Origin of the sequence: Pseudomonas sp. B3(2017) (genome assembly GCF_002113595.1) — a bacterium.
In the GTDB taxonomy this organism is placed as follows: domain Bacteria; phylum Pseudomonadota; class Gammaproteobacteria; order Pseudomonadales; family Pseudomonadaceae; genus Aquipseudomonas; species Aquipseudomonas ekonensis.
This window is the reverse complement of sequence record NZ_NEIU01000010.1, coordinates 1-13,637: the sequence shown is the minus strand read 5'-3', so window position 1 is coordinate 13,637 and position 13,637 is coordinate 1. Positions and strand designations below refer to the sequence as shown.

At 66.4% G+C, this 13,637-nt stretch carries 11 protein-coding genes and 1 pseudogene; 9 read left to right on the top strand and 3 right to left on the bottom strand.

The features are described 5' to 3' along the window. Positions 1–83 precede the first annotated feature (83 nt). The 4 genes from CAG33_RS16045 to CAG33_RS16030 all read left to right on the top strand — a co-directional run bounded on the left by CAG33_RS16045 (position 84) and on the right by CAG33_RS16030 (position 7,012). Complete coding sequence (locus tag CAG33_RS16045; RefSeq protein WP_085639375.1) at positions 84–3,692, top strand: DUF2339 domain-containing protein; 3,609 nt, start codon at positions 84–86, stop codon at positions 3,690–3,692. Further along, positions 3,689–5,053, top strand: a complete 1,365-nt coding sequence (locus CAG33_RS16040) for a DUF3999 domain-containing protein (protein WP_085639372.1) — start codon at positions 3,689–3,691, stop codon at positions 5,051–5,053. The genes CAG33_RS16045 and CAG33_RS16040 overlap by 4 nt, the downstream gene beginning before the upstream one ends. 342 nt (positions 5,054–5,395) lie before the next feature. Further along, positions 5,396–6,406: a class 1 fructose-bisphosphatase gene (locus tag CAG33_RS16035; protein WP_085581780.1), complete on the top strand. Its 1,011-nt coding sequence runs from the start codon at positions 5,396–5,398 to the stop codon at positions 6,404–6,406. Between the two features lie 3 nt (positions 6,407–6,409). Beyond that, positions 6,410–7,012, top strand: coding sequence for a DUF924 family protein (locus CAG33_RS16030; protein ID WP_085581778.1), 603 nt, complete (start codon positions 6,410–6,412; stop codon positions 7,010–7,012). A 146-nt stretch (positions 7,013–7,158) separates the two neighbouring features. On the opposite strand, the gene CAG33_RS29070 is transcribed toward CAG33_RS16030, so the two are convergent. Together CAG33_RS29070 and CAG33_RS29065 are read right to left on the bottom strand one after the other, a co-directional pair. Further along, positions 7,159–7,923 (bottom strand): methyl-accepting chemotaxis protein, encoded by a 765-nt coding sequence (locus CAG33_RS29070; RefSeq protein WP_371857686.1) that lies wholly within the window; start codon positions 7,921–7,923, stop codon positions 7,159–7,161. 93 nt (positions 7,924–8,016) lie between these two features. Next, positions 8,017–9,039: pseudogene (locus tag CAG33_RS29065) on the bottom strand (cache domain-containing protein); the annotation flags it as partial. A 292-nt stretch (positions 9,040–9,331) separates the two neighbouring features. Between CAG33_RS29065 and CAG33_RS16020 the strand changes: the two are divergent. Both CAG33_RS16020 and CAG33_RS16015 read left to right on the top strand, forming a co-directional pair. Continuing rightward, the gene (locus tag CAG33_RS16020) at positions 9,332–9,586 is read left to right on the top strand and encodes a hypothetical protein (RefSeq protein ID WP_085581774.1); all 255 of its coding nucleotides are present in this window, start codon (positions 9,332–9,334) and stop codon (positions 9,584–9,586) included. A 31-nt stretch (positions 9,587–9,617) separates the two neighbouring features. Then, the gene (locus CAG33_RS16015; RefSeq protein WP_085631998.1) at positions 9,618–10,187 is read left to right on the top strand and encodes a lipocalin family protein; all 570 of its coding nucleotides are present in this window, start codon (positions 9,618–9,620) and stop codon (positions 10,185–10,187) included. Between the two features lie 59 nt (positions 10,188–10,246). Here CAG33_RS16015 and CAG33_RS16010 read toward each other — a convergent pair whose 3' ends face one another. Continuing rightward, on the bottom strand, positions 10,247–11,611 hold the full coding sequence (locus CAG33_RS16010; protein ID WP_085639366.1) for a formimidoylglutamate deiminase: 1,365 nt from the start codon (positions 11,609–11,611) through the stop codon (positions 10,247–10,249). A 146-nt stretch (positions 11,612–11,757) separates the two neighbouring features. Here CAG33_RS16010 and hutC point away from each other — a divergent pair, with 146 nt between their 5' ends. From hutC to CAG33_RS28300, 3 genes are all read left to right on the top strand, one after another. Next, positions 11,758–12,468, top strand: a complete 711-nt coding sequence (gene hutC, locus CAG33_RS16005) for a histidine utilization repressor (RefSeq protein WP_170930015.1) — start codon at positions 11,758–11,760, stop codon at positions 12,466–12,468. After that, positions 12,465–13,034, top strand: a complete 570-nt coding sequence (locus tag CAG33_RS16000; protein ID WP_085581766.1) for a HutD family protein — start codon at positions 12,465–12,467, stop codon at positions 13,032–13,034. The genes hutC and CAG33_RS16000 overlap by 4 nt, the downstream gene beginning before the upstream one ends. Positions 13,035–13,508: 474 nt before the next feature. After that, on the top strand, positions 13,509–13,637 hold a 129-nt coding region (locus CAG33_RS28300; RefSeq protein WP_139833018.1), incomplete at its 3' end, for a hypothetical protein.

Here is a 13,637-nt window from a genome sequence, read left to right as displayed (position 1 = left end):
TTCCCCTGCGGGAGTGAATTGCTGCCTAGACTGACTGGACTGCCGCATTCGCCCCGTGCCGGGGCCGCTTAGGGATATCGACCATGCAATGGATGTTCATGTTGATCGGGCTGGTGCTCGGCTGGCTGGCCGACGAGTCGTTCAGCGACGCGCTGCTGGGCGCGCTGCTGGGGCTGGGGATCGGCCAGGCGATCCGCATCGCCCGGCTCGGCGCGCAGGCGGCGCAGCAGCAACGGCAACTTGAACAGGCCAACGCGGCGCTGCAGGCCGTGGAGCAGCGGCTGTTCCGGCTGGAGGGGGCTCCGGCCCAGACCGCGCCCCCATTCAGCGAAGCCCCGGCCGATGAGGCCGCTGCGCAACCGGTCGACGGGGCGCAGGCCGCGTCAGAACGTCAACCAGAGCCTCAACCTGAGCCCCGGCCGGTGCCCGAACTGGTCTGGGAACTGCCGCCTGAGCTTGAGCCCGTTCCTGTCGTCAGCCCAACGCTGGCGCAGGACGCCTGGCGCGCCGAAGCCGCCCCGTCCGAACCGCCAGCCCCTGCCGAGCCCCGTGGGCCGAACCTGATCGAGCGCGCCATCGGCGCTGCCCGCAACTGGCTGTTCGGCGGCAACACCGTACTGCGGGTCGGCGTGGTGCTGCTGTTCTTCGGCCTGGCGTTCCTGTTGCGCTACGCCACCGAAGGCGTGGTGGTGCCGGTGGAGTTGCGTTACGCCGGGGTCGCGGCGTCGGCCTTGGGCCTGCTGGCGCTGGGCTGGTGGCTGCGGCGGCGCAACAGCGGCTATGCGCTGATGCTGCAAGGCACCGGGATCGCGGTGCTGTACCTGACGGTGTTCGCGGCGATGCGCCTGCATCCGTTGCTCGATCCGTCCGCGGCACTGGGCCTGCTGGTGGCGGTCACGGTGTTTTCCGCGATCCTGGCGATCACCCAGGATGCGCTGGCCCTGGCCGCCGTGGCGGCGCTCGGCGGTTTCGCCGCGCCGATCCTCACTTCCACCGGCGCCGGCAACCACGTCGCGCTGTTCAGCTATTTCGCCCTGCTCAACGCCGGCATCCTCGCCATCGCCTGGTTCAAGGCCTGGCGCCTGCTCAACCTGATCGGCTTCGTCGGCACCTTCGGCATTGGTTTCGCCTGGGGCGCCCGTTCATACACGCCGGAACTGCTGTGGAGCACCGAGCCGTTCCTGGTGCTGTTCTTCCTGATGTACCTGGCCATCGGCCTGCTGTTCGCCCGGCGCAAATTGCTGGACCTGCCGGACGCTCCGGCGGACGGCGACCGTGCGGCGCTGCTGCACTGGTCGGCGCGCAAGGGCGACTACGTCGACGGCACGATGCTGTTCGGCCCGCCCCTGGTGGGCTTCGGGCTGCAGCTGGCGCTGGTGCAGCACCTGGAGTTCGCCGCCGCGTTCAGCGCCCTGGCGCTGGGGCTGATCTACCTGCTGCTGGCCCGTGCACTGATGGGCGGCCGGGCGCTGCTGCTCGGGGAAACCTGCCTGGCGCTGGGCGTGATCTTCGCCAGCCTGGCGATTCCGCTGGGGCTGGATGCGCGCTGGACGTCCGCCGCCTGGGCGGTGGAAGGCGCGGGGATCTTCTGGCTGGGCCTGCGCCAGCAGCGGTTGCTGGCGCGGGGCTTTGCGCTGTTGCTGCAATTGGGTTCGGCGCTGGCGTTCCTCAGCGGGCTGCGCGCCGGTGAAGCCAGCCTGATCGACGGCGCGCCGCTGGGGGCGTTGATGCTCGGCCTGGCGCTGCTGTTCAGTTTCCATCAATTGCGCCAGGCCCCGGCGCCACAGACGCAGCCGTGGGAACGCTACGGCTTGCCGGTGCTGGCGTGCCTGGGCCTGACGTTCCTTTATCTGTTGGCGCCGCTGTTCTTCTTCGCCCACGGCACCGCGATCAGCTGGGCGCTGGCCGGGCTGGCGACGCTGTTCGTCGGCCTGCGCCTGCAATCGCGCACCTTCCTGTTCACCGCGTTCGCCGTGCAGCTGCTGGGCGGCGCACTGTTCCTGCTGCGCCTGCAAGGGGCCGGGGAAGACTCGGCGGCGGTGTTCAGCGCCGGCTGGAGCGGGCTGCTCGGCGCCTCGCTGATCGGGCTGGCGCTGATCGCCGGCATGCTGCTGGCGGCCCGGGACGACATGGTGCGCAGTGACGTGCGTCTGCTCCAGGGGCTGTCGGTGGTGCTGCTGGCGGGGCTGGTGCTGATCAACCTGGCGGTGCTGTTCGTCCTGCCGTGGCAGACGGCGAGCGCGGTGTGGGCGGCCAGCGGCCTGCTGATCATCTGGCTGAGCCTGTACCTGCGCCAGCCGGTGAGTTTCGTGTTCGGCCTTCTGTTGCAGGTGATCGGCGGGGCGGCGTTCCTGCTGGCCGGTCCCCAGTGGCTCGGGCCGCTGTCCGGCGAGGGCCTCAAGCCGCTGGCCCATGGCGGGTTCTGGACGCCGCTGGTGCTGGGCGTGGCCGCGCTGGTCGGCGCCTGGCGCCTGCAACTGGGCAATCACGCCTCGGCGTTCGACCGCTTGAGCCTGCATCGTCTGTCCGAGGTGTTGCTGGTGTGGGGCGCCGCCTGGTGGGCATTGGCTTGGGTCAGCGAAGTGCTGCGCTTTGCGCCGTTGCCTCTGCAGGCGACGCTGTTGCTGGCGGTGGCGGCGTTGAGCGTCGGGGTGTGGACGCTGCTGGCCGTGCGGTTGAAATGGCCGGCGCTGGGGCTGGTCTGCACCTTGCTGACGCCGGCGGCGGGCCTGGTGCTGCTCGCGGCCTGGCATTCGCGCTACCACCCGGCAGCGGAGTTCGGCTGGCTGGCCTGGGCGCTGGTGTTCGCCGTGCATTTCTTCAGCCTGCGGCGCCTGGCGCCGAGCCTGCCGGCCCGGGCCCTGAGCACGGCCCACGTGCTCGGTTGCTGGCTGTTGATCGGCGTGCTGGCGTTGGAGCTGCGCTACGGCCTGCTGCTGTTGTCCGAGCAGTACAACGCCTGGCGCTGGCTGGGCTGGGCGATCCTGCCGAGCCTGTACTTGCTGCTGATGGCGGCTCCGCGCGACTGGCCGTGGCCGGTGGCGGCGTTCCCCCGCGAGTACCGCGTGTACGCGGCGGCGCCGCTGGCGGCGCTGATGCTCGGCTGGTTCTGGCTGGCCAACGGGGTGAGCGACGGCAACGCCGAACCGCTGCCTTACGTGCCGCTGCTCAACCCGCTGGAGCTGGGCCTGCTGTTTGCGCTGTTCGGCGTCTACGTCTGGTCGCGCAGCGCCGTCGAGCGTCTGGCGATCCGCAAGGACTACGCCAGCCTCGCCGCGCAGGCGGTCGCCGGGGTGTCGCTGTTCGCCTTCGGCACGGCGCTGGTGACCCGCGCCGCCCACCATTGGGCCAGGATCCCTTTCGAGCTGGATCTGCTGCTCGAATCGATGCTGGTGCAGGCAGGCCTGTCCATCGTCTGGACGCTGATGGCGCTGGCTCTGATGATCGGCGGGCACCTGCGCCATCGCCGCGAGGTGTGGCTGATCGGCGCGGCGCTGATCGCGCTGGTGGTGGCCAAACTGATTTTCGTCGAATTGAGCAACCGTGGCGGACTGGCCCGGATCGTCTCGTTCATTGGCGTCGGCGTGTTGCTGCTGGTGGTGGGCTATTTCGCCCCGTTGCCGCCCAAGCGCGCCGAGGCCGCACCGGCGGCGGACAAGCCTGCGCCGGAAACCGAAGGAGTGTCGTCTTGAGTCGCAAGCTAAATCTGGGGTGGCTGGTGCTGGGCGTGGCCATGACGGTCGGCGCCCAGGAAAAACCGGCGGACTTCGCCGTGCAGATCCCGTTGGCGGTCACCGGCGACGGCCCGTGGTATCGCCTCGAGTTGCCGTTGAGCGCGCAATTGCAGGCGCGCCAGACCGACCTCAGCGATCTGCGGGTGTTCAACGCCGCCGGCGAGCCGCAGGCCTACGCCCTGGCCCGTGAATCGGCGCAGACCCGTGACGACGGCCAGTTGCACGACGTGAAGTGGTTCCCGCTGTACGACGCCGCCGACGCCCAGGAACGCGCGCCGAACGTGCGCATCCAGTCCACCACCAGCGGCACGCTGGTCGAGGTGCAGCCGTCCAGCCATCTGGAGGCGGGCGAGGAAACCCTGCGCGGCTGGTTGCTCGACGCCAGCGCGGTCAAGGCGCCGCTGCAGCAGCTGATCCTCGACTGGAGCAGCGAGCGGGACGGCTTCCAGCGCTTTTCCATCGAGGCCAGCGACGATCTGCAGCACTGGCGCCCATGGGGCGAAGGGCAGGTGGCGCGGCTGACCTTTGCCGACGAGCAGGTCGAACAGCACGAAGTGGCCCTGCCGGGCCAGAACGCCCGTTACCTGCGCCTGCTGTGGGACTCGCCGGCGTCGGCGCCGGCCCTCACGGCGGCCCAGCTCAAGAGCAGCGACCCGCGCCAGGTGCCGCTGCCGTTGGTCTGGTCGCAGGCGCTGGCCGGCACCCGCGGCAAGGCCGGCGAGTACACCTGGCAGTTGCCGATGGGGCTGAACGTCGAGCGGGTGCAGGTCGAACTCAAACAGGCCAACAGCCTGGCGCCGGTGACGCTGGCCGGGCGCCGCGAAACCAGCCTGCCGTGGCAGACGCTGACCGGCGGTTTGCTCTACCGCCTGACCCAGAACGGCCAGGACGTGGTGCAGAACGAATTGCAGCTGTACGGGCAGACCGTCCAGCAACTCAGGCTGACGGTCGACGAGCGCGGCGGCGGTCTGGGTGAGCAGGCGCCGAGCCTCAAGTACGCGGTGCGCGCCACCCAAGTGATCTTCCTGGCCCGGGGCGAAGGCCCCTACAGCCTGGCGCTGGGCAATGCCGGCGTGAAGACCGCGAACCTGCCGCTGTCCACGCTGATCCCTGATTTCACTCCGGCGAAACTGGCGGCGCTGGGCAAGGCCACGGTGCAGGGCGAGGCGCTCGCGACCCGGACATCGACCGCCACCACCGCGGCGACGGCGGACACCAACTGGAAAAAGTTCGGGCTGTGGGCGGTGCTGCTGCTCAGCGTGCTGTTCCTGGGGGCGATGGCGTTCAGCCTGTTGCGCAAGCCGCCGGCCAAGTCCTGAGGTTGGCCGGTGCTGGGCGCCGGATCGCGGGCAAGCCCGCTCCCACAGGAAGCGGCGGTGTTCACTGGATTTGTGTCCACCGAAGATCCCTTGTGGGAGCGAGCCTGCTCGCGATGACGGCGGTATGGCCGACAGGAATCTCGGCCCGGTCGCGAAAACCGAGCCGCCGCCCGTCCCGTTTTCAATCTACGCTCAACCTCGTGCCTGAACTCTGTCCCGCCAATCCCGTCAGATGGCAGGAATTGCCCCGACGCACGTTTACGGGCGTCACCGCTCGCTAGGTTTCCAGACTCCCTGTAAACTGCGCGGGTTTTTCAGCCCCCCATTCCACCGGAGCCGTCCATGTCCCGCGTTACCCTGAGTCGCTATTTGATTGAGCAGACCCGCAGCAACAATACCCCTGCCGATCTGCGCTTCCTGATCGAAGTGGTGGCGCGTGCCTGCAAGGAAATCAGCCACGCCGTGTCCAAAGGCGCCCTCGGCGGCGTGCTGGGCAGCATGGGCACCGAGAACGTCCAGGGCGAAGTGCAGAAGAAGCTGGACGTGCTGTCCAACGAAATCCTGCTCGAAGCCAACGAGTGGGGCGGCCACCTGGCCGGCATGGCGTCCGAAGAGATGGACAATGCCTACCAGATCCCGGGCAAGTACCCTAAAGGCGCCTACCTGCTGGTGTTCGACCCGCTGGACGGTTCGTCGAACATCGACATCAACGCCCCGGTCGGCACCATCTTCTCGGTGCTGCGCTGCCCGAACGAATACCTGAGCCAGAACGAAAGCCTGAACGAGAAGGCCTTCCTGCAGCCGGGCACCCAACAGGTGGCTGCCGGCTACGCGATCTACGGCCCGCAGACCATGCTGGTGCTGACCCTGGGCGACGGCGTCAAGGGCTTTACCCTGGACCGTGAGATGGGCAGCTTCGTGCTGACCCACGAAAACATCACTATCCCTGAAAGCACTCAGGAATTCGCCATCAACATGTCCAACCAGCGTCACTGGGAAGCTCCGGTGCAGCGCTACGTTGAGGAACTGCTGGCCGGCGAAGAAGGCCCGCTGAAGAAGAACTACAACATGCGCTGGGTGGCAGCGATGGTCGCCGACGTGCACCGCATCCTGACCCGCGGCGGCCTGTTCATGTACCCGCGCGACAGCCGCGAGCCGTCCAAGCCGGGCAAGCTGCGCCTGATGTACGAAGCCAACCCGATGTCGTTCCTGGTGGAACAGGCGGGCGGCGCGTCCACCGACGGCCATCAGCGCATCCTCGACATTCAGCCTGAAGGCCTGCACCAGCGCGTGGCGGTGTTCCTCGGCTCGAAGGAAGAAGTCGAACGCGCCACGGCCTACCACAAGGCCTGACCCATGGACGCGCCCTGGCAGCCGTTGCTCGATTGGTGGTTCGGCCATGCCGGATCGGCGAGCGCAACATCGGCGCAAAAGGGCGCGTTGTGGTTCGGCAAACGCGACAGCCAAGACCTCGAAGCGCGAGAGCGTTTCGGGGTCTTTGTCGATCAGGCCCTGGCCGGCGGCTTGACCGGGTGGACGCAATGTCCCGAAGGTTGGCTGGCCGTGGTGCTGCTGCTCGATCAGTTGCCGCGCATGATCTATCGCGACACGCCCCAAGCGTTCTCCGGCGATGCCCGCGCTCAGAAGTTGGTTGCCCAGGGCATTACGGCGGATTTCGACCGGCAACTGAAGCCGATCCAGCGGGTGTTCATCTACCTGGTGTTCGAGCACTGCGAGAACCTTGCGGTGCAGAACGAGGCCGTCTCAAGGTTCATGGCGCTGACGGACGAACAGCCGCAGGCCGAGCGTGCGGTGTTTGCCGACAATCTGGACTATGCCGAACGGCACCGGAAGGTCATCGCCCGGTTCGGGCGGTTCCCGCACCGCAATGCGGTGTTGGGGCGGGAGTCGACGGCTGAGGAGTTGGCGTTTCTTTCGACGCCGGGTTCAAGCTTCTGAATCCGCTTCAAGGCCTCTGACGCTATCGTCGGATCGACGCCCGGAGCCAGGCCGCTCCCACAGGTTCCTGGGATGAACACTCATTGTGTATGCACCCGATAAACCGGTGGGAGCTGGCTTGCCGGCGATGGCGGTGGCGCCGCGCCTCAGATGCGGAAACTGCCCACCAGATGCTTCAAGCGCGCCGCCTGTTGCTCAAGATCGGAGCACGCGCGCAACGTCGCTTGCAGGTTCTCCACCCCTTCCTGGTTCAGCATGTTGATCTCGCTGATGTCGACGTTGATCGACTCCACCACGGCGGTCTGCTCTTCGGTGGCGGTGGCCACCGACTGGTTCATGCCGTCGATCTCGCCGATGCGCTGGGTCACGCTGCCCAGGCGCTCGCCGGCCTGGTTGGCGATGCCGACGCTGCTTTCGCTCTGGCGCTGGCTGTCGGTCATGATGGTGACCGCCTGACGGGCGCCGATCTGCAGCTCTTCGATCATCTTCTGCACTTGCTGCGCCGAGTCCTGGGTGCGGTGCGCCAGGTTGCGCACTTCGTCGGCCACCACGGCGAAACCGCGGCCCGCTTCGCCGGCCCGGGCGGCTTCGATGGCGGCGTTGAGGGCCAGCAGGTTGGTCTGCTGGGAGATGCTGGTGATCACTTCCAGGATCTGGCCGATGTTCACCGTGTGGCTGTTCAGGGTCTCGATGTTGCCGCAGGAATCGCTGATCTGCGCCGACAGCTGCTGCATCGCGTGGATGGTCTTGTCCACCACTTGCTGGCCGTCTTCGGCCTGGCTGCGCGCTTCGCTGGAGTGCTGCGAGGCGAGGGCGGCGTTCTGGGCGATCTCCTGGGCGGCGGCGCCCAGTTGGTTGATCGCCGCGGCCACGCTGTTGGTGCGCGAGGCCTGCTGGTCGGAGTTGTGCATCGACGAGTTGGAGGCCGCGACCACCCGCAGGGCGACTTCGTTGACTTGGCCGGTGGCCGAGGACACTTCACGGATCGAGGTGTGGATGCGCTCCACGAAACGGTTGAACGACAGGCCCAGGGCGCCGAACTCGTCGTGGCCGTGGATGGTCAGGCGCTTGGTCAGGTCGCCTTCGCCTTCGGCGATGTCGTGCATGGCGCGGCCCATGGTCAGCAGCGGCTGCATCAGGACGCGGATCAGCATGCCGAGCAGGGCGATGATGATCACCACCGCGATCACCATGGCGATCAGCGCCGAGGTGCGGAATTCGCTGAGCATCGAGAACGCGGTGTCCTTGTCCAGCACCAGCGCCACGTACCAGTCGGCCGACGGCACGCCGTTGACGTGGGTGAACGAGATCAGCTGGGTCTTGCCGTCGGCCTCGACTTCCTTCAGGCCGGGGCTGACGCTCGGCGCGCCGTCGGGATAGGCGTCGGACAGGCTCTTGAGCACCAGTTTGCTGTCCGGGTGGATCAGGATCTTGCCTTCGCGGCTGACGATGAACGCGTGGCCGTGGCCGCCGAAGTTCAGCGAGTTGATGATCGCGCTGATGCTGGACAGGTCGATGTCGGCGCCGGCCACACCGATCATCTGGCCCTGGCGCTGCACCGGGGTGGCGACGGTGATCACCAGCTTGCCCGACGAGGCGGCGATGTAGGGTTCGGTGACGATGGTCTGCTGGGCGGCGTTGGCCGCCTTGTACCAGCCGCGGGCGCGGGGGTCGTAGTCCGGTGCGCGGTTGCCGGCGGGCACCGAGAACATCACGCCGTCGGCGCCGCCGAAGTAGCTGAGCTGGAAATTGCCGGTGTAGGCGGGCAGGTCGATGATGCGCTTGAGGCTGGCCGGGGCGTTGCCGTCGGCGACGATCTGCTGGGACAGCGATTGCAGCAGCTGGATGCGGCTCTCCAGCCAGGTCTGGATGTTGCTGGTGGTCAGGCTGCCCAGTTCCTGCATCGACGCTTCGGTGCTGCTGCGCAGGGTTTCGCGCTGGCGATAGTCGTTGAACAAAATGAAACAGGCGAACGCAACGGCCACCACGAGGGCGGCAGCCAACAAGATCTTGTGGCTGAATTTCATGTTTCTGGTCATTAAATGAGCTACCGCGGAGGGCTGGTCAAGAAGGGGCGGCAATTTGCCACAGTCTCGGGCTTTGCGCTGCTCTTATTTCGACTGCTGCGCGTCAAAGATTAGGCCGTTTTGGCGAAAGGCGACGAAAGGCCCAATGGCCTTACAAAGTGTCTGATTTATCGGCAAAAGGCAGACGGGCGGGGCAACAAATAGCCTGTCCGGGAGGGAACCCGACAGGGGTTTTCTCTTCTAAGCTTCTGGTTGGCGCCAGGCCATCCCCCTTCCGCTCCAGGAGTTACACATGTCGCTGCGTTCTATCGCCTTGCTGTCGTTTTGCGTGCTGTTGGCCGCCTGCAGCAAGATCAATCAGGAAAACTACTCGAAGCTTTCGACCGGGATGGCCAAGGCCGAGGTGGAGACCCTGCTCGGCAAACCCACCGATTGCGCGGGTGCGCTCGGCATGTCCAGTTGCACCTGGGGCGACGAAAAGAGCTTTATCAGCGTGCAGTACGCCGGTGACAAAGTGTTGATGTTTTCCGGCCAAGGCCTGAAGTGAACCGGGGCCGCGCGCCCACGGGAGAAAAACAATGAAGCGGTTATTGCTTGTCCTTTTCGCCGGCCTGGTATTGGCCGGCTGCGCCACCACCGGTGAAGATCCGCTGGCGCCCAAGACAGTCCACAGCGTCAACCTCAAGCGCTACCAGGGCACCTGGTACGAGCTGGCGCGTCTGCCGATGTACTTCCAGCGCAACTGCGCGCAGTCCGAAGCCCATTACACCCTCCAGCCCGACGGCAACCTCGCGGTGCTCAACCGCTGCCTGACGGAAGACTGGCAGTGGGAAGAGGCCAAGGGCACGGCCTATCCCCAGGTGCCGGGCAAGACCGACAAGCTGTGGGTCGAGTTCGATACGTGGTTCTCGCGGCTGATCCCGGGCACCGCCAAGGGCCAGTACTGGGTGCTGTACGTCAGCGATGACTACAAGACCGCCATCGTCGGCGACCCGAGCCGGCGTTACCTGTGGCTGCTGTCCCGCACGCCGACGGTCAACGGTGTGGTGCGCGAAGAGTTGCTGAGCAAGGCGCGCCAGCAGGGTTACGACACCACAAGGCTGATCTGGCGCACCTCGGACCGGCAGATGGCCAAGACTTCCAACTGACCGTCACCGCAAAACCGTTGTGGGAGCCAGCTTGCTGGCTCCCACAATTTTGATCGGCGTCAGCCCAGGAGCTCGCGCAGCACCTGGGTGAACGCCCGGGCGCTGTCCTCTTCTGCGGCATGCCGCCCGCCGCGAACCACCCACTGGCCGTTCACCATGACGTCGCGCACCTGACGGTCGCCGCCGGCGAACAGCCAACGGTTGAGGATGCCGTCGCCCTGGGCGGTCGCCAGATACGGATCGTTGCCGTCGAGGGTGATCCAGTCGGCGCGCTTGCCGACCTCCAGCGCGCCGATCGGCTGGCCCAGCGCCTGGGCGCCGCCGTCCAGCGCCGCGTCGTACAGGGTGTGGCCGACCATCGGCTGATCCGCGCCGTACAGGCGGTTGCGCCGCTGGTCGCGCAGGCGCTGGCCGTATTCCAGCCAACGCAGCTCTTCCACCACGCTCAACGACACATGGCTGTCGGAACCGATGCCCATGCGCCCGCCCTGGGCGAGGAAGTCCACCGCCGGGAAGATCCCGTCGCCGAGGTTGGCTTCGGTGGTCAGGCACAGGCCGGCGATGGCGCGGCTCTTGGCCATCAGCGTGACTTCGTCCGGATCGGCATGGGTCGCATGCACCAGGCACCAGCGCGAATCGACCTCGACGTTCTCGTACAGCCACTGCAACGGGCGGCGGCCGCTCCAGCTCAGGCAGTCGTCGACTTCCTTCTGCTGTTCGGCGATGTGGATGTGCACCGGACACTGTTTGTCGCTGGCCGCCAGCACGTCGCTGATCTGCTGCGGGGTGACCGCGCGCAACGAGTGGAAACACAGGCCCAGCGACTGCGCCTTCTGCTGGGCCAGCACCGGTTGCAGGCGCGCCTGCAGGTCGAGGTAGGCGTCGGTGCCGTTGATGAAGCGGCGCTGGCCGTCGTTCGGGGCCTGGCCGCCGAAGCCGGAATGGCTGTAGAGCACCGGCAGCAGGGTCAGGCCGATGCCGGCGGCGCCGGCGGCCTGGCTGATGCGCAAGGCCAGTTCGGCCGGGTCGGCGTAAGGCCGGCCGCTGGTGTCGTGGTGCACGTAATGGAATTCGGCCACCGAGGTGTAGCCGGCCTTGAGCATTTCGATGTACAGCTGGCGGGCGATGACGCCGAGTTGCTCCGGCGTGATTTTTCCGACGAGCCGGTACATCAGGTCGCGCCAGGTCCAGAAACTGTCGTTCGGATTGCCGGCCACTTCCGCCAGGCCGGCCATCGCCCGCTGGAAGGCGTGGGAGTGCAGGTTCGGCATGCCCGGCAGCAGCGGACCGCCCAGCCGTTCGGCGCCGTCTGCGGTGGAATCGGCCTGGACACTGGTCAGCACGCCATCGGCGTTGACCTCAAGACGTACATTGTTGGCCCATCCACTAGGCAGCAGCGCGCGTTCGGCAAAGAAGGCGGACATGGTTCAGCACCCCATCGTGTGTTATTTGTATATACATATACAGACGTTTGCCTGCCCGGTAAACTCCGGCAAGCTAGCAACTTTCACCAGACGAACAGGGATCCACCGTGCCGACTCCGCCACCCGTCTCTCCGTTGGCCGCGAACATGGGCGACAGTCCGGCGCCCTTGTACGCCCGCGTCAAACAGATGATCACCCAGCAGATCGACAGCGGTAACTGGCCGCCGCACTACCGCGTGCCGTCGGAAAGCGAGCTGGTCAGCCAGCTGGGCTTCAGCCGCATGACCATCAACCGCGCCTTGCGCGAGATGACCGCCGACGGCCTGCTGGTGCGCATGCAAGGCGTCGGCACGTTCGTCGCCGAGCCCAAGAGTCAGTCCGCGCTGTTCGAAGTGCACAACATCGCCGACGAGATCGCGTCCCGCGGCCACCGCCACACGTGCCAGGTCATCGTCCTCGAAGAGGAGGCCGCCGGCTCCGAGCGGGCGCTGGCCCTGGACATGCGCGAAGGGCAGAAGGTGTTCCACTCGCTGATCGTGCATTACGAAAACGACATTCCGGTGCAGATCGAGGACCGTTTCGTCAACGCGCTGGTGGCGCCGGAGTACCTCAAGCAGGACTTCACCCAGCAGACGCCTTACGCCTACCTGAACCAGGTTGCGCCGCTGACCGAAGGCGAGCACGTGGTCGAGGCGATCCTGGCCGAGCCGTCCGAATGCAAGCTGCTGCAGATCGAGAAGGGCGAACCCTGCCTGCTGATCCGCCGCCGCACCTGGTCGGGCCGTCAGCCGGTGACGGCGGCGCGCCTGATCCATCCCGGTTCCCGTCACAGTCTGGAAGGTCGGTTCCACAAATGAGTCAGATCAAGGTTTTACGTGCCGAAGGCTATCCGCGCATGCCCTGGAAGAACGGCGGCGGCAGCACCGAGGAAATCACCCGCGACGCCGGCGCCGGCCTCGACGGCTTCGGCTGGCGCCTGTCGATCGCCGACATCGCCGAGTCGGGCGGTTTCTCCACCTTCGCCGGCTACCAGCGGGTGATCACCGTGCTGCAGGGCGACGGCATGACCCTGTGCGTCGACGGTGACGACACCCGCCCGCTGCGACCCCTCGATCCGTTCGCCTTCAGCGGCGAGAGCCAGGTGTCCTGCACCCTGCTCGGCGGGGCGATCCGCGACTTCAACCTGATCTACGCGCCGCAGCGCTACAGCGCACGCCTGCAATGGCTGGACGGCGAGCAACGCTTCTTCAGCTCGGCGGGCACGGTGCTGGTGTTCAGCGTCAGCGAGCTTTTGCAGGTGCAGGTCGATGGCCGCACCGAGCAACTGGGTCGGCACGATTGCCTGCAGCTGGACGGTAACGCCGGGCTGGCGGAAGTCAGCGTCAATGCCGCGTGCTGCGTGATTGAACTGACCGCACGTTGATCCTTTAACAACGGTGGCGAGGGAGCTTGCTCCCGCTGGTCCGCGAAGCGTTTCCCGAATCGGTCGGGAACCCTTCGGCCTCCAGCGGGAGCCGGCTCCCTCGCCATTTTTGTTTCGGTGTTCCTGTTTCCTGCGGCGCACCCATTTGTTACCGAACGCCCCAGCGTGGCGCAATGCCCCGCTCACGTAACAGCCTCCGACCTGCACGCAAACCCCACTCCCGAAAAAATTCATTCACGCCGCAGCCCTTGATCCAGGCGCTCTCCAGCTCTGCGCGAAGGTTTTCTTGAACGTCCCTTCAACAAGTTGGCCGCTTGATTGCATATGCTTGTATGTACAAGTAAAGACGTATGCGTATGAGTTGAAGGAAACTCTCCGCAGCGTCCACTGATTCGCTTGTCGTGCAGTGAAGCGCACAGGCCCGCTTGCCCACCGCCAGGGTTGGTTTGAATTGAATGCTGAGGAGTGTTTTTCGTGACTGACAAAAAGCCTACCAAGTTCCGCGACGTCGAAATCCGCGCCCCCCGCGGCAACCAGCTGACCGCCAAGAGCTGGCTGACCGAAGCGCCGCTGCGCATGCTGATGAACAACCTCGACCCGCAA

What these genes read in the sequence shown, in the direction of transcription:
- CAG33_RS16045 (WP_085639375.1), top strand. Translation starts at nt 84, where the DNA reads ATGCAATGGATGTTCATGTTGATCGGGCTGGTGCTCGGCTGGCTGGCC.
- CAG33_RS16035 (WP_085581780.1), top strand. Translation starts at nt 5,396, where the DNA reads ATGTCCCGCGTTACCCTGAGTCGCTATTTGATTGAGCAGACCCGCAGC.
- CAG33_RS16030 (WP_085581778.1), top strand. Translation starts at nt 6,410, where the DNA reads ATGGACGCGCCCTGGCAGCCGTTGCTCGATTGGTGGTTCGGCCATGCC.
- CAG33_RS29070 (WP_371857686.1), bottom strand. Translation starts at nt 7,923, where the DNA reads ATGCACAACTCCGACCAGCAGGCCTCGCGCACCAACAGCGTGGCCGCG.
- CAG33_RS16020 (WP_085581774.1), top strand. Translation starts at nt 9,332, where the DNA reads ATGTCGCTGCGTTCTATCGCCTTGCTGTCGTTTTGCGTGCTGTTGGCC.
- CAG33_RS16015 (WP_085631998.1), top strand. Translation starts at nt 9,618, where the DNA reads ATGAAGCGGTTATTGCTTGTCCTTTTCGCCGGCCTGGTATTGGCCGGC.
- CAG33_RS16010 (WP_085639366.1), bottom strand. Translation starts at nt 11,611, where the DNA reads ATGTCCGCCTTCTTTGCCGAACGCGCGCTGCTGCCTAGTGGATGGGCC.
- hutC (WP_170930015.1), top strand. Translation starts at nt 11,758, where the DNA reads ATGGGCGACAGTCCGGCGCCCTTGTACGCCCGCGTCAAACAGATGATC.
- CAG33_RS16000 (WP_085581766.1), top strand. Translation starts at nt 12,465, where the DNA reads ATGAGTCAGATCAAGGTTTTACGTGCCGAAGGCTATCCGCGCATGCCC.